Below are 22740 nucleotides of genomic sequence, written 5' to 3'. Positions count from 1 at the left end.
CACACTTAGCGAGTAAAGCCAATTCGAAAACCACCCCAGTGTTTACCGGCCACATAAATGGGAACCGACAGATCGTGCATGATCTCTCCGGTATCGCGCTTGTATGTTTGTAACAACATCGCTTCGGTATTACTGCCACAACGGCTGCCCGTACGATCATTAAAAATGCGTTTGGTACGATTTTGCAGTAAGTCTTTTTGATAATTACCGGTTAATGCTTGGCTAAATTTACGATTATGCGTAGGGAAATAGCCTTTACGGTCGACCGCCCCTGCATAGGTGACGTTAGACTGTCGAGCCAAAATGGCTTCTTGAATGGCTGGGAAGGCTTCATCGGTAAATTTATCATAGGCGGTATGATATTTTTGCGGGTTGGTGTTAGCAATAGGCTGATATTGCTCGGCAAATAATTGTTGCTGGCTAAATTTACCCTGACTGATCGCTTGTTGCAGTAACTCGCCAATGGCGCTTGCCGCTTGTTGTGCTTCTTGTAAGATCGGTTGATAAAAAGCATCGAGTTGTTGCTGACTGAGTGCGCGATAAATGGTTTCGGTTTCTACGGAGACATCAATAGCTTGACTGGCAATACTGCCGCCTTTTTGCTCGATAGCCTGCAGGGCTTGGCTGATATTACTGATAGCGCTACTGATCTGCACACTGTTTTGTTCAAGATCGGCGCTGAGGTGTTCAATTTGGTTTAAGGTGGTAGAGGATTGACTGACCTCCTGACTGATATGCTGCACGCCGCTGGCAACATCTTGTAACTCTAACTGCACCTGATGGCTGGCTTCTTCTAATTGGGTCATCAAATTTGCTGTATGCGCGCTTTGTGAGCGAATATCGGCCAGCATACTGCCAATATCTTTGGTGGCATTCGCCGTTTTGCCGGCTAAGGCTCTCACTTCATCGGCGACCACGGCAAAACCGCGTCCTTGTTCACCCGCTCTTGCCGCTTCAATGGCCGCATTCAGTGCCAGCAAATTGGTTTGTGCCGCGACATTATCAATAACTTGAGTAATGTGTTGAATTTTATCTGCATTACCACGCAGGGCAGACAACTCGTTCGCCGCATGGCTAACGGCTTGGGCGAGCTGTTGTATTTTATCCACACCGGATTGTAATTTCTGATCCGCTTGTAAACTGGCACTGGCGGTTTGAGTGAGCGCAAGGTTGATGGTTTGCAAATTGTGATTAAGTTTACTGCTGGTATCGGCTACCGCGCTGGTCGCGTTGGCAATTTGCTGGCTATCTTGACCACTTTGTTGAATATCTTTAATTAAGCCATCAATATAAAATGACACTTCAGCGGCACCAATGGCCATTTTTGAGGTGGCAGTTGAAATGTCATTTAAAACCGGCTGATGCGTTGTCTTTGTTTCAAGCGGCGAGTCGGGTTGTACAGATTTCGAGAGTGCATATAAATAGAAAGCGGTAAGTAAAAAAGATAAGCCTACTGCTACCTTGGCATAGTCTAGCCAGAGCAACAGCAGTTGACTGAGTGCTAACAGCACTAAAAACAGCAGGTGTTGTGTCAACTTTAGCGGCATGATGACTCCCAATTTTTTATATGATTAAGCAGATTCGGTAAAAGCGTTAGCAAAGTCAATGCCTGCTCAGTATGCTGCGACTAAAGTATAGTCAAGCAATTGTTTTGTACTAATAATGAGGGCAATATTGCGCTGATTTTTTTGTCGCTATAAGCAACGGCACGGTTAAGACGCTTGGTCGCATCTTCATAGAGTAAAAGGTAGACGTTTTGGCTTATTTTTCGTTATTTTTAACCGGCTTTATTGCTGCTACGATCTTTCCGGCCTCTTCAGAGTTGCTGTTACTGGCTTTACTGCAACAGGGGCATGTCGCGTTGTTGTTGTGGCTAAGCGCTACCTTGGGCAACACTTTAGGCTCTTGCGTGAATTGGTGGCTTGGTCAAAAACTACGTTTATACCAGCATAAACGCTGGTTTCCAGTATCGACAAGCCAATTAGCGCGTGCCGAGCGACTGTTTTTGCGTTATGGCCGCTGGAGTTTGTTGTTATCTTGGCTGCCGGTAGTAGGCGATCCCCTAACGATGATCGCAGGCGTGTTAAAGATGCCTTTTTCGATATTTTTGCTGTTAGTGACTATCGGTAAGGCTTTGCGTTATGCCGTGTTGATATTGCTAGCACTGTCCTTTTTTTAAGCTAAGCGCTGCGCTAACGCTTTTTCTGATGGCATTATGCCGGCAGATCCGTCATCATTAACCTTATTATTGACAGTATGGGATAGACACATGGAATACCAATTATCGGCAGAAGAGTTAGCACGCATTACGGCGCTTGATGCAGAGCAACGTTACGACTACTTTATTCAAGCCGTTGCAGATTTACAGCAGATCTGGATCCTAACAGATGATGAAGGTTTTGTTTTAGTCAGTGCCGAAGATGAACGTTGTATCCCAGTATGGCCACACCTTGAGTTAGCTGAGCAGTGGATTGAAGGCGAATGGTCAAACTGCCAAGCGCAAGCCGTGGATTTAGAAACCTGGTTAAGCAAGTGGACTGAAGGCTTAAATGGCGATGAGTTAAGTATTGCCGTATTGCCAGACGCGGATGGTCCAGGTGTGGTGGTTTCCCCAGATGAAATGGCTGAAACGCTGGTTGATGAAACAAGCGACGACGCCTAACATCGTTGGCGATGATCATCGTTAAGTGCAGTGTTGCGGCTTAACGGTGCTAATCTCGATGATAGAGAAGTCGCAATGGCTGCTTATTGCACCCATTGCGACTAGTTAGCCAACTCGTTACCGTTAAAACTGCCACTGGCATAAGCTAACAAGTTTTCACTGGTAATATGGCTAATTTGCTGTAACGCCTCTTTGGTAAAAAATGCCTGATGCCCAGTAATTAATACATTGGAAAAGGTCAATAAGCGCTTAAACACTTCATCATCAATCATCTGCTCTGATAAGTTCTCAAAGAAAATATCCGCTTCTTGCTCGTACACATCTAAGCCTAAATAACCAATTTTACGATTTTTCAAACCATCGATAACGGCTTTAGTATCAATTAATGCACCGCGGCTGGTATTAATCAGCATCACGCCTTCTTTCATCAAGTTAAGGCTATTGGCATTAATGATATATTGGGTTTGTGGTGACAGTGGGCAGTGCAAACTAATAATGTCACTTTGCTGATAAAGCGCGGTTAAGCTGGTGTAATGCTCGGCCAATTCCGGATCAGGTTTAATATCATAGCAAAGCAGTTTGCAACCAAACCCTTTTAAGATCCGAGCGGTTGCCAGCCCGATGCGGCCAGTACCAATGATGCCCACCGTTTTACCGTGCATATTAAAACCTAATAAACCGTCTAAGGCGAAATTGTCATCGCGCACGCGGTTGTAAGCTTTATGTAATTTGCGATTAAGCGTCAGCATCATAGCGACGGTATGTTCTGCTACTGCCTCAGGCGAGTAAGCGGGGACCCTTGCGATGCGGATACCTAAGGCTTTGGCGGTGTCTAAATCGACGTTATTAAAGCCGGCGCAGCGCAGTGCAACCATTTCGATGCCCATCACTGACATCTGCTCTAACACTGGCGCTGATAGATCATCATTAACAAAGGCACAGATAGCATGGCAGCCCTGCGCCAGTTTAAGGTGTTCTAGGTTAAGTCGGCTTTCAATATAGTGAAATTGAAGACTGGGATCAGCCCATTGGCTGAACCCTTCTTTATCGTATTTTTTGGCACTGAATACAGCGATTTTCATCGGCAATCTCCCATCAGATTGCGGATAGTGTAGGGCATCTTGTTCGGTCATAATTAGCGCCAGATCAAATTTACAGTAATTCTTCGATGGCCGGCGCTATGCTGGCGGGTTTAGTGCGCGGTGCATAACGTTTTACTACCATCCCCTCTTTATTTACCAAAAACTTGGTAAAGTTCCATTTTATCGCTCTGCTTTTCAGTAAACCGCGGGCATGCTCTTTAAGATAATCAAACAGGGGCGCGGTATCAGGCCCATTAACATTCAGTTTAGCCATTAATGGGAAACTTAGCCCGAAATTGATTTCACAAAACTGTTGGATCTCAGAATTGCCAGCAGGTTCTTGCCCACCAAACTGATTACAGGGGAAGGCTAAAATCACCAAACCTTGCGTGTGATACTGCTGATAGAGGGCTTCTAGCTCTTTATATTGCGGCGTAAAACCGCATTTGCTGGCGGTATTGACGATTAACAGCACCTTATCGCGATATTGACTGAGTTCGATGGGCTGTCCTTGGTTATCTTGCACAGTAAAATCATAGATAGAGGGCATTGCAGATCCTTTTATTTGCTGTTCATTGGTTGGAGAACTTAGTAAGCTATGACCACAGTATGTCATATTTTTGAGTCAGTTATATGTCAAATCAAGCAGTGAAAGTGGCCTTTATCGGCTTAGGTGTAATGGGTTTCCCAATGGCGGGTTATTTGCAACAAAAAGGCTATGCAGTCAGCGTATATAACCGCACCGCGAGCAAGGCGGCAAAGTGGGTTGAACACTACCAAGGTGAAGCTGCTGCAACGCCAGCCGCTGCAGCCAGTGGCGCGAGCTTAGTGTTTGTTTGTGTAGGTAACGACGATGATGTGCGCTCGGTGGTGTATGGCGAGCACGGTGTGTTAGCAAGCATGCAGGCTGGCGCGGTATTAATTGACCATACCACAGCGTCGGCTGATTTAGCACGTGAACTTGCCATGGCTTGTGCTAAACAGCAGTTAGGCTTTTTAGATGCGCCGGTATCAGGTGGCCAAGCGGGTGCAGAAAAAGGCATTTTAACTGTGATGGTTGGGGGCGAACCCGCAGCCTATGCCAAAGCTGAAACCGCCATGCAAAGTTATGCGCGCTGCGTAAAATTATTGGGCCCCGCGGGCAATGGCCAGTTAGCTAAAATGGTCAATCAAATTTGTATTGCTGGGGTGGTACAAGGCTTGGCCGAAGCACTGAATTTTGCCCAAAATGCCGGTTTAGACGGCGCGGCGGTGGTCGAGGTGATCTCTCAAGGCGCGGCTTCGTCTTGGCAAATGCAAAACCGCTCGCTTACCATGTTGGCCGGAGAATATGATTTTGGTTTTGCCGTGGATTGGATGCGTAAAGACTTGTCGATTGCGCTGAATGAAGCGCGCAAAAATGGCAGTCATTTACCCCTAACCGCATTGGTTGATCAGTTTTATAGTGAAGTGCAACAGCTTGGTGGTGGTCGCTGGGATACTTCGAGTTTGCTGGCGCGGTTAAAGCGTTAAGCGTGGATCGGGCATAAATTTCAATTCAACAAGGCTGCTGAGGCAGCCTTTAAATTGGCTATGCTGCGGGTTTAATAAAATATTGGTTTCACGCGGTGCCAACACGCTGGGCACCGCTAAAGCTAAACTGGCCTTTCGCTGCAGCCAATCATCGCCTAAACGGGCTGTATCAGCCGGAGCCGGTTGGGCGCGCCAATTTGCGGGCAGGTTCTCTTGGCTCAGTTGCAACACGGCGCTACTGTCTACACTAAGTTGAAATAAACGATATTGGCGCAGTGCCGCTCGATTATTTAAATGCACCAAGATCTCTAAAACGGCTAACGCTTCAGAGCCTGCCGTATAGATACAACGCTGACCTTTGTTATTCCAACGCCCACCATATAAATAGGCCCCTTCGCCATCAAAAGCCTGTGCTGCCCATTGTTGATGCACTAATCGATAAAGCTGAACAGTGTCTTTTGCGGACATCTTAGGCAAAAACGCCATGTGATAAGCGGCCGATTAAATCTAAGACGGCTTGGCTTTCAGCAGAGGTACTGAGCATATCAAGCGGGGTTTTATCACCTAGGCCATACACCGGCTCGGTTAACCAGCGTTTAGTGGCTGCGCTATCCTGTGCAAAAAGGGCATTTGCGGCCACCAGTACGGTAGCGAAACGGTATAAACGATCACTTTCATCTTGAGTAAAATGGCCACTTTTCGCGCGACGAGCCAGTGTTGCGGGCGCTAATTGACACACTTGAGCCAGTTGTTTTTTATCGAGCTGTGCCGATAAAGCGAGTTTTTCAAATACGTTGTAATGAAAGCCGTTATGTAACGCTTGATACAATTTAGGCCCGCGCTCGGCAATGCCTAGCTGTTGCCAGAGGTTTGGGCTAGCGTAGTGGCTTGGAATAAACTCATGAACTTGCGCGGTCATAATACACCTGATTTATCAGTTGGTATGTGCTGACTCTATCATATGATATTTGCTTGGTCAAAAAAAAGGCGCGATATCAACAATGCCTGTCAGTTAAATAAAAGGTGTTATGGAAAACACCAAACTGATCAGCCTTAGCTGTACTCGCGGCCTAATATCTGTTTATGGCTAACTTAATTAAATACCATTTCTGGAATAGTGCCATTAACGATCAGTTTGCCTGCCGTTTTTTGTTGGATCTCTTCCACGCTAATGCCAGGCGCACGCTCAAGTAAATGAAAGGCGCCATCCCGCACTTCTAGTACGGCCAGATCGGTAACGATTTTCTTCACACAACCGACACCGGTTAATGGCAAGGTGCAATCTGTCAGCAACTTGCTGTTACCGTATTTATCGGCGTGCGTCATGGTGACCACGATGTTGAGTGCACCGGCCACTAAGTCCATGGCGCCGCCCATACCTTTAACCAGCTTGCCGGGTATCATCCAGCTGGCAATATTGCCGTTTTGATCCACTTCAAAAGCGCCTAGTACGGTTAAATCGACATGACCGCCGCGGATCATGGCAAAGCTTTCAGCCGAGCTGAAAATCGCCGCGCCTTTGATAGCGGTAACGGTTTCTTTACCGGCATTAATCATATCGGCATCCAGCTCAGCTTCGGTTGGGTAGGGCCCCATACCGAGTAAACCGTTTTCGGATTGCAGCATCACTTCAATACCGGCGGGTACATAGTTTGCGACTAACGTTGGGATACCGATCCCGAGATTGACGTAGTAACCGTCTTTAAGCTCCTGCGCGACACGCATGGCAACTTGTTCACGTGATAAAGCCATTGCTGTCTCCTTAATCTTTACGAACCATACGACGTTCAATGCGTTTTTCAAAGTTGCCTTTGATCACGCGCTGCACGTAGATACCTGGGGTATGAATTTGTGATGGCTCTAATTCGCCAGGCTCGACAATTTCTTCCACTTCGGCCACGGTGATTTTGCCGGCTGTAGCGGCCATCGGGTTAAAATTCATTGAGGTATGGCGGAACACTAAGTTGCCATAACGGTCGGCTTTCCATGCACGTACAATGGCAAAGTCGCCGGTAATGGCTTCTTCTAATACGTAATGACGGCCGTTGATTTCACGCGTTTCTTTGCCTTCGGCCACCGGTGTACCGTAACCGGTAGCAGTGAAAAAGGCGGGAATACCGGCACCGCCAGCACGCATTTTTTCGGCCAAAGTGCCTTGTGGTGTTAATTCCACCTCAAGTTCGCCGCTGAGTAATTGTTTTTCAAACAGGGCGTTTTCACCCACATAAGAGGCGACCATTTTTTTGATTTGACGATCTTCGAGTAATACGCCTAAACCAAAACCGTCAACACCGCAGTTGTTAGATACCACGGTTAAGTCGGTGGTCCCCATTTTTTTGATTTGGGCGATAAGCCCTTCTGGGATACCGCATAAGCCAAAGCCGCCGGCAATAACGGTCATGCCGTCTTGCAAGCCTGCCATGGCGTCTTCGTAGCTATGTACGACTTTATTAAACCCTGCCATTTTGTGTCCTCTGTCGTGTTTTAATAACAAACTTACTTGGAGTGTTTGATTATCTGCTGCAGCCATAAAGACGCGGTGAGTATGGCTTTTGTTCTGAGGGTCCTTGAAGGCATGGATGCCTGAATGGAGCCCCCAGGGACGGGTTTACGGCGTACCTCAGAATAAATAGCCGGAGCACCGCGTCGTGTACATATCACCTTGTCATCATGTCAATGACACGGATTGAATTGCACGAATTTGTCGGGACACGCTGTAAATACTTCCCTGTACGCTCCTGTTTTTCATCCATGAAAAACACGGTCCCGACGAAATTGTGCTACTCAATCCTTGTTGTTTTGTTTTAGCTAGCAAGTTGTCTAAGCAAGTCATTGCATGTCATCAATTTTTTTATTAAAGACTACGATAATATGCTTTGTTTATGGTATTAGTTTGAAGGTTACATGCACCTTGTGCCAATCCTACTTTAGCACTAAGTGCTTAGTTAAATCCTTGCCTTCTTGAATTGTGCTGCGCTTTGTCTGACTGGCACTGTCGCTGCGCCCAATTTTGTTGGGACACGCTGTGAATACATACTTGTACGCTCCTGTTTTTCATCCCTGAAAAACACGGCCCCACCAAAAATTGTGCTGCGCTTTGTCTAACTAGCACTGTCGCTGCGCCCAATTTTTTTGGGACACGCTGTCAATACATCCTTGTACGCTCCTGTTTTTCATCCCTGAAAAACACGGTCCCATCAAAAATTGTGCTGCGCTTTGTGTTAGTAGTGACCTTGCTGAGCCCAGATTTTATGAGCCCAGTGTGACAGCCAACACTATGCTAACTTGCGCATTTAGCGCTAAGAGCTAAGCCTACTTTTGAGCTCGTGGTTTTACCCAATTGCTCGGTAATAAAGCTACCTGCAGCGGCTAAAGCGTCTAAATCCACACCGTGCTCAATGCCCAAGCCATTTAATAAATACACCACATCTTCAGTGGCCACATTGCCTGAGGCACCTGCAGCGTAAGGGCAGCCGCCTAAACCGGCTACTGCGCTGTCAATCACGCTAATGCCACGACTGAGCGCCACATAAATATTGGTTAAGGCTTGGCCATAGGTGTCATGAAAATGCACTGCGAGTTGTTCAACCGGCGCCACTTTGAGCACGGCGTCCAGCATGGCATTCACCTTAAGCGGGGTGCCAACCCCGATGGTGTCACCTAGCGAAATTTCATAGCAGCCCATTTCTAGCAGCGCTTTGGCAACTCGAGCGACCTCGCTTGGCGCAACGTCACCCTGATAAGGGCAACCGACGACGCAAGAGATGTACCCTCGTACTTTAATGCCATCTGCTTTTGCTGCATCCAGTACCGGCGCAAAACGCGCCAAGCTTTCACTGATCGAGCAATTAATGTTTTTTTGACTAAAGGCTTCTGATGCGGCGCCAAAGATGGCTACTTCAGTGGCACCGGCCGCTTTAGCGGCTTCGTAACCTTTTAAATTGGGTGTTAGGGCAGCATAGGTGACATTGGCGCCGCGCGAAATACCAGCGAACACGGCTGCCGAGTCGGCCATTTGCGGTACCCATTTGGGGGAGACAAAGGCGCCACTTTCAATATAGCGATGGCCTGCAGCGCTGAGCATATTGATTAGCTGCACTTTCGCGTCCGTGCTAACATTTTGCTCGTTTTGCAAACCATCGCGAGGGCCCACTTCCACTAGGCGCACGGCTTTAGGAAAACTCATTGCTCCTCCGCTGTAAAATCGACCAGTTCAGCACCGTCTTGTACCAGCTCACCGGCACGGTAAAACAGCTGATTTACTACGCCATCTTTCGGTGCTTTGATACTGTATTCCATTTTCATGGCTTCCATGATCACTAAGGTCTCACCGGCTTTAACTTTGGCGCCAGCTTCAACCATCACCGCCACAATAGTGCCGTTCATCGGCGCGGTTAAGCTGCCGGCATGCTCGCTACCATCAATTTCGGTAGCGACTTCGGTTTGATAGATAAAGTCGTAGCGCTGATGCTTAATAAAGATGCTGATGGTGTCGCCATATTGGCTTACCCGCACCTTGGTACGATGATCACCTAACACGGCGCTAAGTTCATCACCGAGAAGCTCGGCGGTACAGCATAATTGTTGGCCCTGCACATCAATAACATAATGCTGCTCATGTTGCTGAATAGTCAGTGTTTGTTTCTGTTCGCCATAATGTAAAGCAATGTGAACGGTCGGCATTTCATTTAAACGCCAGCCATGGCTAAATTGCCATGGGCTAAAAGTAGTATGACTGCAGCTGGGGGCTTTTTGCTGTTGTAAAACAAACAATGCAGCCAGTACTAAGGCTTGATTGGTTTCATTATTCGCTGGGGCAAATAAGCTTTCTTGATGCTGAGTGATAAAGTTAGTATCTAGTTGTGCGGCTTTAAACGCAGGGTGTTCGGTCAGGCTGTTTAAAAAGCTCAGGTTGGTCGTCACACCGGCGATACGGTAATCATCCAAGGCGCGCAGCATGCGGGCAATGGCGCGGTCACGGCTTTCATCCCAAACAATCAGCTTGGCAATCATCGGATCGTAAAAGGGCGACACTTCATCATTTTCAACCACGCCGGTATCGACCCGCACATGGCGATTCGCTTCGGGTTGACGTAAGTAAGTCAGTTTGCCGGTAGCCGGTAAAAAGTCATTATCAGGATCTTCGGCATAAACGCGCACTTCAATGGCATGGCCGTCTAATTGAATATCCTGTTGTGCCAATGGCAGAGGCTCGCCCGCGGCCACTAATAATTGCCATCTTACTAAGTCTTGGCCGGTGATCATTTCTGTCACAGGGTGCTCAACTTGCAAGCGGGTGTTCATTTCCATAAAGTAGAAAGAACCGTCTTCGTCAAATAAGAACTCCACCGTACCGGCGCCACGATAATCAATGGCTTTAGCGGCTTTTACAGCAGCTTCGCCCATGGCTTTACGCTGCTCAGCGCTAAAATTGGGGGCTGGGGCTTCTTCAATCACTTTTTGATGCCGACGCTGGATAGAGCAATCACGCTCAGCCAAATACACCGCATTGCCGTGATTATCGGCAAATACTTGAATTTCGATATGGCGAGGTTTGGTTAAGTAGCGTTCGATTAGCATTTTATCATTGCCAAAGCCGGCTTTGGCTTCACGTCGGGCACTGGCTAAAGCAGCGGCAAATTCGTCTTTGTTCCAAACAACCCGCATGCCTTTACCGCCGCCACCGTAGGCAGCTTTCAGTAATTGCGGATAACCAATACGGGTTGACTCTTCAGCTAACAAGGTATCGCTTTGATCATCGCCATGGTAACCCGGCACTAACGGCACACCGGCCTCTTGCATAATTTTTTTGGCTGCGCTTTTTGAGCCCATCGCGGTGATGGCCGCCACCGGTGGGCCAATGAAAATCACACCGGCTTGCGCACAGGCGTTAGCAAAATCTTCATTTTCAGATAAGAAACCGTAACCTGGGTGAATCGCCTCGGCGCCACTTTGTTTAGCGATAGCAATGATTTTGTCACTGCGTAAATAGGAGTCTTTACTTGGCGCAGGGCCGAGTAAGTAGGCTTCGTCGGCCATTCTGACATGCCGGGCATTGGCATCGGCTTCAGAATAAACCGCCACGCAGCGAATACCGAGTTTGTGTGCGGTATCAATCACGCGACAAGCAATTTCGCCACGGTTAGCAATTAAGATCTTACGAAACATTATGTTATTTCCCTGCCTTATCATCGGTGGTTACTGCGTTTTGCCAAGCTGGGGTACGTTTGTCTAAAAATGCGCTTAAGCCTTCTTGGCCCTCGGCAGATACGCGGATATCGGCAATCGCTTGCTGGGTATGAGCAATAACATTGTTGCTAATTTTTCGGTTGTAGATGTTTTGTAACAAGGTTTTAGCCGCACGCATCGCCGCTGGGCTATTTTGCAGCAGTTGCGTAATAAAACCTTCACAGCAGGCCTGCATGTCATCGCTACTTACCACAACATGTAATAAACCCAATTGCAGTGCGGTAGCGGCGTTAAAGCGCTCTGCAGTGATAAAGTAGCGACGGCTGGCGCGCTCGCCCAATGCTCGCATCACATAAGGGCTAATAACGGCAGGCATTAAACCGATGCGCACTTCACTTAAACAGAAAGTAGCGCTGTCACTGGCAATAGCAATATCACAGCAAGCCACTAAGCCAACCGCGCCGCCAAAGGCTGCACCGTTAACCAAAGCAATAGTGGGTTTTGGAAATTTATCGAGCAAGTGCATTAAGGTGGCTAATTCGGCGGCATCACCCAGATTTTCATCGTAATCTTTTTGCGCCATAGCGCGCATCCAATTCAAATCGGCACCGGCAGAGAAGTTTTTGCCATTGGCGGCAAGTACCATAATCCGTACGGCATCGTTATTGGCGAGCTCGTTGATCACATTAATTAATTCGGCGATCATCGCGTCATCAAAAGCGTTATGCACAGCAGGGCGGTTCAGCGTTAAAGTTGCTACGCCACGGGTATCGATATTAACTTCTGTGTATACCTGGGTCATTTTTATCTCCGAAAGTTAAGACTTTCTGCTTATAAAGTAATGGGGTTGCCGGTATGGCTGGATAAGCCAGCAAGCGTTTGCTTACTACATAAAACACCTTTTGTGATTAACCTACTTCAGCGCAGCCAGCTCGCTATTAAGCAAACTGGCTGCGGTAACACCTTACATTCTGAATACACCAAAACGGCTTTCTTCAATTGGGGCGTTTAAGGCGGCCGCTAAAGCTAAACCGACGGTCATTCGCGTTTGTGCCGGATCGATAATGCCATCATCCCATAAGCGACCACTGGCATAGTAAGGGTGGCCTTGTTTTTCATATTGTTCAACAATGGGTTGTTTCAAGGCTTTTTCAGCGTCAACACTTAAAGTTTCCCCTTTGCGTGCTAAGCCATCTTTAGTCACTTGGGCCATAACACCGGCGGCTTGCTCACCGCCCATTACCGAGATACGCGCATTCGGCCACATCCACATCATGGTAGGATCGTAAGCCCTGCCGCACATGCCGTAGTTACCGGCGCCATAACTGCCGCCAATTAACACGGTAAATTTCGGCACTTTGGCGCAGCTAACCGCCATCACCATTTTGGCACCGTGTTTGGCAATACCTTCGGCTTCGTATTTTTTACCCACCATAAAACCGGTGATATTTTGTAAAAACAACAGCGGGATTTTGCGCTGGGCACAAAGCTCAATAAAATGCGCGCCTTTTTGCGCCGATTCGGAGAATAAAATCCCGTTATTGGCGACAATGCCCACGGGATAGCCGAAGATCCGCGCAAAACCACAAACGAGCGTAGCACCGTAATATTGTTTAAATTCATCAAAATCTGAGCCGTCGACAATACGAGCAATCACTTCTTTCACGTCGAACGGTTTGCGTAAGTCGGTACCGACAATGCCGTACAGCTCTTTAGCATCATATAAAGGCTCTTGCGCTGCTTTTACATCCATTTGCTGAGGTGCGGGGCGGTTCAGTCTGGATACCGCATTACGAGCAAGTTGCAGGGCGTGTTCGTCATTTAAAGCATAATGATCTGCCACGCCGGAGATTTTACAGTGCACATCGGCACCGCCGAGCTCTTCGGCGGAGACTTCTTCACCGGTGGCGGCTTTTACCAATGGTGGACCGGCTAAAAAGATGGTGCCTTGATCTTTAACGATAATGCTTTCATCGGCCATGGCAGGCACATAAGCGCCACCTGCAGTACAAAGCCCCATGACTACCGCGATTTGCGGAATACCTTTGGCTGACATGTTCGCTTGATTAAAGAAAATACGCCCAAAGTGCAGTTTATCGGGGAAAACTTCGTCTTGGCGTGGCAGGTTAGCGCCGCCAGAGTCGACTAAATAAATACAGGGTAGGTGACAGCGCTCAGCAATTTCTTGCGCACGTAAATGTTTTTTTACCGTTAGCGGGTAGTAAGTACCGCCCTTTACGGTGGCATCGTTGGCGACAATCATACACTCCACACCACTGACGCGACCTACACCGGCAACCACTCCGGCACAGGGTACGTAGTCTTCATAGCATTCCCAACCGGCAAATTGGCCTACTTCTAAAAAGGGTGAGCCCGGGTCGAGCAGTTTTTGGATGCGCTCGCGCACAAACAGCTTGCCACGTGCGGTATGCCGCGCGATCAACGCTTCACCACCACCGAGTTTAATTTTTTGTACTGTGCTATTCAGATCATCGACCACGGCTTGCATCGCCGCAGCGTTTTTTTGGAAATCCTCTGCGCGAGGATTTACTTTTGACGTAATTCTGGTCACTTAAGTCACCTTATACTAGAGCGGGTTAAACAAAGCGGAACCGGAACAACTTAGCAGACTCACTTTTAATCGCTCGTTTCGTTAAATCTGTCGCGCGCTTCGCTTAGTTAATTTCACTTGCCTAGATTGCTAGTTAACAGTGGTAGCTAAAGCTGCCACTGTTAATTCGGCTTAAAAGCTTAGTTAGATTCGGTAAAGAGTTCACGGCCAATTAGCATGCGGCGAATTTCTGAGGTACCGGCACCAATTTCATACAACTTGGCATCTCGTAACAAACGTCCGGTAGGGTATTCATTGATATAACCATTACCGCCAAGTAATTGAATGGCGTCTAAAGCCATTTGGGTGGCTAATTCCGCCGCATATAAAATCACACCGGCAGCATCTTTACGGGTAGTTTCGCCTCTATCACAGGCTTTCGTTACCATGTAGACATAAGAGCGAGCCGCGTTCATGCGGGTATACATGTCGGCTAACTTACCTTGTACTAATTGGAATTCACCAATAGATTGGCCGAATTGCTTACGATCGTGGATATAAGGCACTACCACATCCATACAGGCTTGCATAATACCCAGCGGGCCGGCGGCTAATACCACGCGCTCGTAATCCAAACCGCTCATCAGTACTTGTACGCCACGACCAACTTCGCCTAATACGTTTTCGGCAGGCACTTCACAATCTTCAAAGACTAATTCACAGGTGTTCGAACCACGCATGCCCAGCTTGTCAAGTTTTTGCGCTTGGCTAAAACCTTTAAAACCGCGTTCCACGATAAAAGCGGTGATGCCCTTTGAACCGGCATTGACGTCGGTTTTGGCATAAATTACATAGGTATGGGCATCTGGACCATTGGTGATCCACATTTTGTTACCGTTTAAAATGTACTTATCACCTTGCTTGTCGGCGCGCAGTTTCATGCTGACTACGTCAGAGCCGGCATTCGGTTCGCTCATGGCCAAGGCACCGATATGCTCACCCGAGCACAGTTTTGGTAAGTATTTCATTTTCTGAGCTTCAGTGCCGTTGCGTGAAATTTGATTCACACACAGATTTGAATGAGCACCATAAGACAGGGCCACTGAGGCAGAGGCGCGGCTAATTTCTTCCATGGCAATAACGTGCTCAATATAGCCTAAACCTGAGCCACCGTATTTTTCATCCACGGTAATGCCTAATAAACCCAAATCACCAAATTTACGCCATAAGTCATGTGGAAATTCGTTCTGCTCGTCGATTGCTGCGGCACGCGGTGCGATTTCTTCACGCGCAAAAGCATTTACTTGATCACGGATCATATCGACGGTTTCGCCTAAATCGAAATTAAGGCCTTTGTAACTGCTAATCATGTTAAATCCCCATCTGTATTAGGCTTATCACCCAAAACCTTATTGGTTCAGGCGCTTTTTGGTTGTTTGGCTTCAGAAAGCGTTTCTCGGCAGCGCTTTTCGACGGTAACCAGCTCCATCAACACCACTTTAATGTCATCCATCTGTTGGTGTAGTTCGACTTTTTTTGCTCAATTAAGGTCAACATGGTGCTAAGTTGTTTTACGCTGCTTTTATCGGCATCGTACAATTCAAACAACTGACCGGTTTCCGCTAAGCTAAAGCCTAGGCGTTTGCCGCGCAAAATAAGCTTTAAGCGAACGCGATCACGTTTGCTGTAAATTCGTGTTTGGCCGGCGCGCTGTGGCGTTATCAAACCCTGATCTTCGTAAAAACGAATGCTACGGGTCGTAATGTCAAACTCCCGTGCTAGCTCGCTGATACTGTAGGTTTTCTCGTCTTTTTCTTTCATGGCATGCCTTCTCACTAAGTGCTGGCAACTATAAGTGAAGTTTACGTAAAGGTAAAGCAATCAGCCATAAGCTATCACTGTTTGAGTGGGTTAATAGTGCTCTTTGTAAAGTTTTTATGCCAACAAAACGCCACTCGCTGTACAGATTTTTGCACTTTAAATCTGTGGTAATACCATAGTGCTAACAAGTTGACGTTGGCGTAAACGTAAATTTGGTGTAGGCTCTGTGTCATTATTTTAGTCAACGCCAAGATTTGGAGAGCTGAATGAATCCGCAAAACCCTGTTGTTATTGTTGCTGCTAGACGTACCGCCATGGGCGGCTTTATGGGCGGTCTATCAGAGGTTGACGCTACACTGTTAGGTGCGGCGGCCATTAAAGCTGCAATGGCTGATGCAGGAATTGCTGCTGAGAGAATTAGCGAAGTGATTATGGGCAATGTGCTGCCCGCGGGTTTAGGCCAGGCACCGGCGCGTCAAGCCACTTTAAAAGCCGGTTTACCTCTAAGTGCCGGTGCAACCACCATTAACAAGGTGTGTGGCTCGGGTTTAAAAGCCGTGATGTTAGCCAGTGATTTATTACACGCTGGCAGTGCCGATGTTGTGGTCGCCGGTGGCATGGAGTCGATGTCAAATGCGCCCTACCTGTTACCCAAAGCGCGTAGCGGTTACCGTATGGGCCACGGCGAAATGAAAGACCATATGATGCTTGATGGTTTAGAAAATGCCTATGACGGTAAAGCCATGGGCTGTTTCGCGCAAAACACGGCTAATGACAGAGCAATTAATCGCGAGCAGATGGACGCCTTTGCGGTGCAATCTCTAACCAGAGCTCAAAGTGCCATTAGCAGTGGCGCCTTTGTTGCTGAAATTACGCCGGTCACTTTTCAAACGCGTAAAGGCGAAATAACCTTTAACGTCGATGAGCAACCGGGTAATGCCAAATTAGATAAAATCCCCACTTTACGTCCGGCGTTTGCCAAAGACGGCACTATTACCGCTGCGAACTCTAGTTCAATTTCTGATGGTGCTGCTGCCTTGGTATTAATGCGTTTAGACGATGCCAAAGCCTTAGGGGCTAAACCTTTAGCACGCGTCGTAGCACACAGCACGCACTCGATTGAACCAGAAAATTTCACGGTTGCGCCCGTTGGTGCGATGCAAAAATTATTGAAAAAAACCGGTTGGCAAAAAGATGAGGTTGACCTGTGGGAAATCAATGAAGCCTTTGCCATGGTAACGATGCTCGCTGTTAATGAGCTGGGTTTAGATAATAACAAAGTTAACGTCAACGGTGGTGCCTGTGCCTTAGGTCATCCGATTGGCGCTTCAGGTGCCCGTATTTTGGTGACCTTGATCCACGCCTTGCGTAACCGCGGTTTAAGTAAAGGTATTGCTTCACTGTGTATCGGTGGCGGTGAAGCCGTCGCGCTTGCAGTGGAAGTGATGTAACAAAGGCAATACTACGTGGGCCGAGTGTTTTATACCGGCCAATGCAACAATAAACCATTCATATTTACCGACGGCAAATAATAACGACATAGATAAGATGCCGTCGGTATAGCCCAACAATCGGGAGATGCTTCATGACACAACAGGTTAAACACTTTATCGATGGCGAATTCGTCACCTCAACGAGCGATAAACTGATTGCAGTGACTAATCCTGCAACGCAACAGGTGATTGCTCAAGTGCCTTGTGCCACTAGCGAAGAAATGGCGCGCGCTATTGCTTCCGCTAAGGCGGCTTTTCAAACATGGAAAGAAGTACCGGTTTCTGAACGTGCTCGTTTAATGATGCGCTTTGCGCATTTATTAAAAGAACATCAGGGCGAAATTGCTGAGATCATTTGTGAAGAGTTAGGCAAAACCGTTGAAGATGCCAAAGGCGATGTTTGGCGCGGTATTGAAGTGGTAGAGCAAGCGGCGAATATCCCTTCTTTAATGATGGGTGAAACCGTTGAAAACGTGGCACGTAGCATTGATACCTACAGCTATATTCAGCCGCTAGGTGTCTGCGCGGGCATCACGCCATTTAACTTTCCTGCGATGATCCCACTGTGGATGTTCCCGATGGCGATTGCGTGTGGTAATACCTTTATTTTAAAACCGTCTGAACAAGATCCGATGACGGTGAACAAAATTGCCGAGCTGTTTGTTAAAGCCGGTGCGCCAAAAGGCGTGTTGCAGGTAGTACACGGTGCGAAAGAGCAAGTGGATGCAATTTTGCATCACCCTGATATTAAAGCGATTTCGTTTGTCGGCTCGGTTAACGTGGGTCAATACATCTATAAAACGGGTACTGACAACCTGAAGCGTGTACAAGCTTTTGCCGGTGCGAAAAACCATATGGTGATTATGCCTGATGCCAATAAGCAACAGGTGGTGAATGCCTTGGTGGGCGCTTCTGTGGGGGCGGCAGGACAACGTTGTATGGCGATTTCAGTGGCCGTATTTGTCGGTGCCGCGGCAGAGTGGATCCCCGAGGTGGCCGCGGCCATTGGTAAAGTGCGTCCGGGGCATTACAGCGATGCCAATGCGGCTTACGGCCCACAAATTAGCCCACAAGCGCGTGCTCGCGTGCTATCACTGATTGAGCAAGGTAAAAAAGAAGGCGCGACCTGCGTGTTAGATGGCTCTGACTGCGTGGTCGATGGCTACCCTAACGGTAACTGGGTTGGCCCTACCGTGTTCAGTAATGTCACCACCGAGATGGAAATCTACAAGCAAGAAATCTTTGGGCCGGTGTTATCTACCATGACGGTAGATTCGTTAGAAGAGGCGTTAAAAGTCGTTAACGACAGTCCTTTTGGTAACGGCACGTCAATCTTCACCGCCAGTGGGGCCGCTGCTCGGAAGTATCAGCACAACGTAGAAGTGGGTCAGGTGGGTATTAATATTCCTATCCCAGTACCGCTACCTTTTTTCTCCTTTACCGGATGGAAAGGCTCGTTCTACGGCGATCAACATGCTTATGGTAAACAAGCTGTGCGCTTCTACACTGAGACTAAAACCATTACGGCGCGTTGGTTCGATGACGATATTCCGGTAGCCGGCCCGAATATGTCGATTAATTTACGTTAAGAGTTGACAGGGGCGAACGTGGCGACGGTGACAGCGAAGACAAAACCATTAAAAATTTGCAGCTGCGCCGTCGTCCGTTTTGCTTAGAACAGTACAGGAAATCTCTATGAATTTTAATTTAACCGAAGATCAACAAGCCTTTGTTGATGTGGCTAAACAGTTTGCTGAGCAAGAATTAGCCCCACATGCAGCACAGTGGGATCGAGATCATTTCTTTCCAAAAGCCGTGATCCAAAAAGCGGGTGAACTGGGATTTTGTTCGCTGTATACCGCAGAAGAAGATGGCGGTATGGGGTTATCACGCTTAGATTCGTCGATTATTTTTGAACAACTTGCCATGGGCTGTACTGCGACCACGGCCATGTTGACTATTCACAACATGGCGACCTGGATGATTGCAACTTGGGGCACGGCAACCGCGAAAAGTGAGTGGGTTGAGTCGCTCGTGACCGGGCAAAAGCTAGCGTCTTATTGCCTAACTGAACCGGGCTCAGGCTCTGATGCTGCAGGTTTGCGTACCAGCGCGAAGAAAGACGGTGATCATTATGTGCTCAATGGCTCAAAAATGTTTATCTCGGGCGCGGGTGAAACCGAAGTATTAGTGGTGATGGCGCGTACCGGAGAAGCTGGGCCTAAAGGGATTTCAGCCTTTATTGTACCTGCCGATGCCAAAGGCGTGATTTACGGTAAAGCCGAAGAGAAAATGGGCTGGAATGCACAGCCAACTCGCTTAATTACTTTTGAAGATGTGCGTATTCCTGCGCACAATTTATTAGGCAATGAAGGCGAAGGTTTTTCTTTTGCTATGAAAGGCTTAGATGGCGGCCGCATTAATATTGCGACCTGCTCTATTGGTACAGCGCAACAAGCGATGAATACCGCGCGTAATTATATGTTGGAGCGTCAGCAATTTGGTAAGCCTTTAGCGGCGTTTCAAGCGCTGCAGTTTAAACTGGCCGATATGGCCACTGAACTGGTAGCGGCTCGGCAACTGGTGCGCTTAGCAGCCTTTAAATTAGATCAGCAAGACAGTGAAGCCACCGCTTATTGTGCGATGGCCAAACGTTTTGCCACCGATGTCGGTTTCCAAGTGTGTGATCAAGCACTGCAACTGCATGGCGGTTACGGTTACATCAAAGAGTATCCTCTTGAGCGGCATTTCCGTGATGTCCGCGTACATCAGATATTAGAAGGTACGAACGAAATTATGCGGCTGATTATCGGCCGGCGTTTATTAGATGAAGCGGCAGGCGATATCTTATAACGATAAAAAATCACGGTAACGCTGAGCTTATGCCATCTTATGTCACACACAGGGCTTACACTCAGCGTTACTGTACACTTTTAAGGAATGTTTATGCTGGTAAATACTGACAGTAGTGTAGTGCTTTATCAGGAGTTGCAAGCAGCCAATGGAAAGCTGATTGGCGTGGCGACACTCAACTCAGAAAAATCACTTAATGCCTTAAGCTTGCCGATGGTTGAATCCTTACTGCCACAATTGCAAGCATGGCAAGCTGATCCAACCATCGCTATGGTGATGTTGCAAGGCGCGGGTGATAAAGCTTTTTGTGCGGGTGGCGATATTCGCGATTTGTATCAAGCTATGCAGGATGCCCCGGGCCAATTTCAACCTTATGTTGCTGATTTCTTCTGCAAAGAATACACCCTCGATTATTTGATCCATACCTTTGGCAAGCCCGTGTTAGTGTGGGGTAATGGCATCGTCATGGGCGGTGGTTTAGGCCTGATGGCGGGCGCTTCGCATCGTATCGTGACCGCGAGCAGTCGTATTGCCATGCCGGAAATGGCCATCGGTTTATATCCTGATGTTGGCGCTAGCTGGTTTTTAAATCGAATGCCGGCAGGCTGTGGTTTATTTTTAGGTTTAACCGGTGCATCCATTAATGCCGCAGATGCGCGATTTATTGGTTTAGCGGATGTATTTATTTGCCATGAGCAAAAAGCCGAGTTAGTGCAAAAGCTTTGCAGTATTAACTGGGGTGATACGGTGTCGTTAAACCACCAGAAGCTGTCTGATGCACTGCGGGTGCAAGAACAAGGTTGTCGCACACAAATGCCACTTAGCCAGATCCGTGTGCATCAAGAGCCTATCGCGGCTTTAGCCCAAGCAGCGACCTTAGCCGAGGTGGTCAATAGTATTATGGCGATGCCAGGTGAAGATAAATGGCTGACTAAAGCCAAAGCGTCGCTGAGCTATGGCAGCCCGATCACCGCTCATATTGTGTTTCGTTTATTACAGCTGGGTCAAACAAAAATACTGGCCGACAGTTTCCGTTTGGAACTGGGCTTAAGTGTGCAATGTGGCAAGTTAGGCGAATTTCAAGAAGGTGTGAGAGCTTTATTAATTGATAAAGACTTACAACCTAAGTGGTTATATCCCGACGTGGCAGCCGTGCCGGTGGAAGTGGTGGCAGAACTGTTTCGTTCGCCATGGTCAGAAGCCGCACATCCCCTCGCACAATTGGGTAAACAACAACAAGGATATTAGAACATGGCAAAAGTGGCATTTATTGGTTTAGGTAATATGGGTGGCCCGATGGCACTCAATTTGCTGAAAGCAGGTCATCAGGTTACGGCTTTTGATTTATCAGCTGCAGCACTGGCACAAGTGCAAGCAGAAGGTGCTGCGGTTGCGGCATCGGCCGCTGAGGCGGTGTTAGGTGCAGAGTTTGTCATTTCTATGCTGCCTGCGGGTAAGCATGTTGTAGGTTTATATTTAGGCGAGCAGGGCATCGCGGACAATATTAGTCAATCGGCTTTAGTGATTGATTGCTCGACAATTGATGCTAAAAGTGCGCGTAAAGTCGGTGCCGGGTTGCGTGAGCAAGGGATTGCCTTTATTGATGCGCCCGTATCGGGTGGCGTAGGTGGAGCTAAAGCCGGTACCTTAACCTTTATCATCGGTGGTACTGCAGCCGATTATGAGCGAGCGAAAACGGTGTTAGCGAACATGGGTAAAAACCTGTTTCATGCCGGTGATGTTGGCGCCGGACAGGTTGCGAAGATCTGTAACAATATGCTGTTAAGCATTTTGATGGCGGGTACTTCTGAAGCCTTGCAGATGGGCATTGCCAATGGTTTAGATCCCAAAGTGCTTTCTGAAATCATGCTGAAAAGTTCAGGTCGTAACTGGACGCTAGAGTTATACAATCCCTGCCCAGGTGTGATTGATACGGTTCCTTCAAGCAATCATTATCAAGGTGGCTTTATGGTCGACTTGATGGCGAAAGACTTAGGCTTGGCGATGGAAGCGGCAGAGCAAAGCGCAAGTAAAACGCCATTAGGCAGTTTGGTGCGTGATTTGTATGTCAGTCATCAACAAGCTGGTTACGGTAAATTAGATTTTTCGAGTATTTTTACGTCATTTAAAAAGTCAGATGCTAATTAGTTGATTAGTTGATTAGTTGAATAGTTTGATTTTTTTGTTTGAGGGGGCTTGTGCGATAGCGCCTAGTACGTCCTGAACAAGTTTTAAATTTGGCTAAAACTAGCGGTCGACCGTTTTATAAAGAGCAGTATTAGTTGATGCTGTTACTGCGTACGTTTTTTCTGCAACACGCCATGAACCATCCCTGGGGCTCCTTTTCGGCCATCCATGGCCTACAACGGTTGCAGAAAAAAGTACATCCGTAACGGCTGACTTGGCTTGTGTAGCGGCCTTGCTTTATCTACGGCTAAAAGAGTGAAGCTACTTTTTTAGCGGACCGTCTTTTTCATGGATGAAAAAGAGGAGTCTACAGGGAGGTATTTACGGCGTGTCCGATAAAAAAGTACGCAACGACCATCATCTTATTGAACAAAATATTACAATCAAAGG

General features: G+C 47.6%; 20 protein-coding genes and 1 pseudogene. 8 read left to right on the top strand and 13 right to left on the bottom strand.

Annotated elements, in window-relative coordinates; all coding sequences use genetic code 11:
• Window positions 1-5: 5 nt before the first annotated feature.
• Entirely contained in the window at window positions 6-1547 is a 1542-nt protein-coding gene (locus ACUJFK_RS11830) for a methyl-accepting chemotaxis protein (RefSeq protein ID WP_445424970.1), read from the bottom strand.
• Between the two features lie 209 nt (window positions 1548-1756).
• On the opposite strand from ACUJFK_RS11830, the gene ACUJFK_RS11825 reads away from it, so the two are divergent.
• Complete coding sequence (locus ACUJFK_RS11825; protein ID WP_306178261.1) at window positions 1757-2179, top strand: YqaA family protein; 423 nt, start codon at window positions 1757-1759, stop codon at window positions 2177-2179.
• A gap of 90 nt (window positions 2180-2269) precedes the next feature.
• Complete coding sequence (locus ACUJFK_RS11820; RefSeq protein WP_226750109.1) at window positions 2270-2662, top strand: DUF2750 domain-containing protein; 393 nt, start codon at window positions 2270-2272, stop codon at window positions 2660-2662.
• Between the two features lie 101 nt (window positions 2663-2763).
• Here the strand turns inward: ACUJFK_RS11820 and ACUJFK_RS11815 are convergent, their stop codons facing one another.
• On the bottom strand, window positions 2764-3744 hold the full coding sequence (locus ACUJFK_RS11815; RefSeq protein WP_306178381.1) for a 2-hydroxyacid dehydrogenase: 981 nt from the start codon (window positions 3742-3744) through the stop codon (window positions 2764-2766).
• A gap of 70 nt (window positions 3745-3814) precedes the next feature.
• The gene (locus ACUJFK_RS11810) at window positions 3815-4294 is read right to left on the bottom strand and encodes a glutathione peroxidase (RefSeq protein WP_226750108.1); all 480 of its coding nucleotides are present in this window, start codon (window positions 4292-4294) and stop codon (window positions 3815-3817) included.
• Between the two features lie 83 nt (window positions 4295-4377).
• Here ACUJFK_RS11810 and ACUJFK_RS11805 point away from each other — a divergent pair, with 83 nt between their 5' ends.
• Entirely contained in the window at window positions 4378-5256 is an 879-nt protein-coding gene (locus ACUJFK_RS11805) for an NAD(P)-dependent oxidoreductase (protein WP_229584293.1), read from the top strand.
• On the opposite strand, the gene ACUJFK_RS11800 is transcribed toward ACUJFK_RS11805, so the two are convergent.
• From ACUJFK_RS11800 to ACUJFK_RS11755, 10 genes and pseudogenes are all read right to left on the bottom strand, one after another.
• Entirely contained in the window at window positions 5245-5724 is a 480-nt protein-coding gene (locus ACUJFK_RS11800) for an RES family NAD+ phosphorylase (protein WP_445424969.1), read from the bottom strand. The genes ACUJFK_RS11805 and ACUJFK_RS11800 overlap by 12 nt on opposite strands.
• Before the next feature lies 1 nt (window position 5725).
• On the bottom strand, window positions 5726-6175 hold the full coding sequence (parS, locus tag ACUJFK_RS11795; protein ID WP_236129432.1) for a type II RES/Xre toxin-antitoxin system antitoxin: 450 nt from the start codon (window positions 6173-6175) through the stop codon (window positions 5726-5728).
• Between the two features lie 173 nt (window positions 6176-6348).
• Window positions 6349-7008: a CoA transferase subunit B gene (locus ACUJFK_RS11790; RefSeq protein ID WP_445424968.1), complete on the bottom strand. Its 660-nt coding sequence runs from the start codon at window positions 7006-7008 to the stop codon at window positions 6349-6351.
• A gap of 10 nt (window positions 7009-7018) precedes the next feature.
• The gene (locus tag ACUJFK_RS11785) at window positions 7019-7720 is read right to left on the bottom strand and encodes a CoA transferase subunit A (protein ID WP_445424967.1); all 702 of its coding nucleotides are present in this window, start codon (window positions 7718-7720) and stop codon (window positions 7019-7021) included.
• Between the two features lie 816 nt (window positions 7721-8536).
• Window positions 8537-9442 carry a hydroxymethylglutaryl-CoA lyase gene (locus ACUJFK_RS11780; RefSeq protein WP_445424966.1) on the bottom strand — a complete coding sequence of 302 codons (906 nt, stop codon included), beginning with the start codon at window positions 9440-9442 and terminating at the stop codon, window positions 8537-8539.
• Entirely contained in the window at window positions 9439-11424 is a 1986-nt protein-coding gene (locus ACUJFK_RS11775; RefSeq protein WP_445424965.1) for an acetyl/propionyl/methylcrotonyl-CoA carboxylase subunit alpha, read from the bottom strand. The genes ACUJFK_RS11780 and ACUJFK_RS11775 overlap by 4 nt, the downstream gene beginning before the upstream one ends.
• A 4-nt stretch (window positions 11425-11428) precedes the next feature.
• Window positions 11429-12247, bottom strand: a complete 819-nt coding sequence (locus tag ACUJFK_RS11770; protein ID WP_445424964.1) for an enoyl-CoA hydratase/isomerase family protein — start codon at window positions 12245-12247, stop codon at window positions 11429-11431.
• Window positions 12248-12409: 162 nt separating this feature from the next.
• On the bottom strand, window positions 12410-14008 hold the full coding sequence (locus tag ACUJFK_RS11765; RefSeq protein WP_445426780.1) for a carboxyl transferase domain-containing protein: 1599 nt from the start codon (window positions 14006-14008) through the stop codon (window positions 12410-12412).
• A 188-nt stretch (window positions 14009-14196) separates the two neighbouring features.
• A complete protein-coding gene (locus ACUJFK_RS11760) occupies window positions 14197-15366 on the bottom strand; it encodes an isovaleryl-CoA dehydrogenase (RefSeq protein ID WP_226750098.1) in 1170 nt (389 codons plus the stop codon).
• 47 nt (window positions 15367-15413) lie between these two features.
• A pseudogene (locus ACUJFK_RS11755) lies at window positions 15414-15817 on the bottom strand (MerR family transcriptional regulator).
• A gap of 266 nt (window positions 15818-16083) precedes the next feature.
• Here ACUJFK_RS11755 and ACUJFK_RS11750 point away from each other — a divergent pair.
• From ACUJFK_RS11750 to mmsB, 5 genes are all read left to right on the top strand, one after another.
• Window positions 16084-17268: an acetyl-CoA C-acyltransferase gene (locus ACUJFK_RS11750; RefSeq protein WP_445424963.1), complete on the top strand. Its 1185-nt coding sequence runs from the start codon at window positions 16084-16086 to the stop codon at window positions 17266-17268.
• Window positions 17269-17402: 134 nt separating this feature from the next.
• The gene (locus tag ACUJFK_RS11745; protein ID WP_445424962.1) at window positions 17403-18899 is read left to right on the top strand and encodes a CoA-acylating methylmalonate-semialdehyde dehydrogenase; all 1497 of its coding nucleotides are present in this window, start codon (window positions 17403-17405) and stop codon (window positions 18897-18899) included.
• 106 nt (window positions 18900-19005) lie between these two features.
• Window positions 19006-20163 carry an acyl-CoA dehydrogenase family protein gene (locus tag ACUJFK_RS11740; RefSeq protein WP_226750094.1) on the top strand — a complete coding sequence of 386 codons (1158 nt, stop codon included), beginning with the start codon at window positions 19006-19008 and terminating at the stop codon, window positions 20161-20163.
• Window positions 20164-20256: 93 nt separating this feature from the next.
• Window positions 20257-21411 (top strand): enoyl-CoA hydratase/isomerase family protein, encoded by a 1155-nt coding sequence (locus tag ACUJFK_RS11735; protein WP_445424961.1) that lies wholly within the window; start codon window positions 20257-20259, stop codon window positions 21409-21411.
• A 3-nt stretch (window positions 21412-21414) separates the two neighbouring features.
• A complete protein-coding gene (mmsB, locus tag ACUJFK_RS11730) occupies window positions 21415-22311 on the top strand; it encodes a 3-hydroxyisobutyrate dehydrogenase (RefSeq protein ID WP_445424960.1) in 897 nt (298 codons plus the stop codon).
• The last annotated feature ends 429 nt before the right edge of the window (window positions 22312-22740 follow it).

This window comes from Alishewanella sp. HL-SH06 (assembly GCF_052656265.1).
This window is presented reverse-complemented; position numbering and strand designations above follow the sequence as displayed.

Coding starts and splice junctions, on each gene's coding strand:
- ACUJFK_RS11830 (WP_445424970.1), bottom strand. CDS start 1,547: ATGCCGCTAAAGTTGACACAACACCTGCTGTTTTTAGTGCTGTTAGCA.
- ACUJFK_RS11820 (WP_226750109.1), top strand. CDS start 2,270: ATGGAATACCAATTATCGGCAGAAGAGTTAGCACGCATTACGGCGCTT.
- ACUJFK_RS11815 (WP_306178381.1), bottom strand. CDS start 3,744: ATGAAAATCGCTGTATTCAGTGCCAAAAAATACGATAAAGAAGGGTTC.
- ACUJFK_RS11810 (WP_226750108.1), bottom strand. CDS start 4,294: ATGCCCTCTATCTATGATTTTACTGTGCAAGATAACCAAGGACAGCCC.
- ACUJFK_RS11805 (WP_229584293.1), top strand. CDS start 4,378: ATGTCAAATCAAGCAGTGAAAGTGGCCTTTATCGGCTTAGGTGTAATG.
- ACUJFK_RS11800 (WP_445424969.1), bottom strand. CDS start 5,724: ATGTCCGCAAAAGACACTGTTCAGCTTTATCGATTAGTGCATCAACAA.
- parS (WP_236129432.1), bottom strand. CDS start 6,175: ATGACCGCGCAAGTTCATGAGTTTATTCCAAGCCACTACGCTAGCCCA.
- ACUJFK_RS11790 (WP_445424968.1), bottom strand. CDS start 7,008: ATGGCTTTATCACGTGAACAAGTTGCCATGCGTGTCGCGCAGGAGCTT.
- ACUJFK_RS11785 (WP_445424967.1), bottom strand. CDS start 7,720: ATGGCAGGGTTTAATAAAGTCGTACATAGCTACGAAGACGCCATGGCA.
- ACUJFK_RS11780 (WP_445424966.1), bottom strand. CDS start 9,442: ATGAGTTTTCCTAAAGCCGTGCGCCTAGTGGAAGTGGGCCCTCGCGAT.
- ACUJFK_RS11775 (WP_445424965.1), bottom strand. CDS start 11,424: ATGTTTCGTAAGATCTTAATTGCTAACCGTGGCGAAATTGCTTGTCGC.
- ACUJFK_RS11770 (WP_445424964.1), bottom strand. CDS start 12,247: ATGACCCAGGTATACACAGAAGTTAATATCGATACCCGTGGCGTAGCA.
- ACUJFK_RS11760 (WP_226750098.1), bottom strand. CDS start 15,366: ATGATTAGCAGTTACAAAGGCCTTAATTTCGATTTAGGCGAAACCGTC.
- ACUJFK_RS11750 (WP_445424963.1), top strand. CDS start 16,084: ATGAATCCGCAAAACCCTGTTGTTATTGTTGCTGCTAGACGTACCGCC.
- ACUJFK_RS11745 (WP_445424962.1), top strand. CDS start 17,403: ATGACACAACAGGTTAAACACTTTATCGATGGCGAATTCGTCACCTCA.
- ACUJFK_RS11740 (WP_226750094.1), top strand. CDS start 19,006: ATGAATTTTAATTTAACCGAAGATCAACAAGCCTTTGTTGATGTGGCT.
- ACUJFK_RS11735 (WP_445424961.1), top strand. CDS start 20,257: ATGCTGGTAAATACTGACAGTAGTGTAGTGCTTTATCAGGAGTTGCAA.
- mmsB (WP_445424960.1), top strand. CDS start 21,415: ATGGCAAAAGTGGCATTTATTGGTTTAGGTAATATGGGTGGCCCGATG.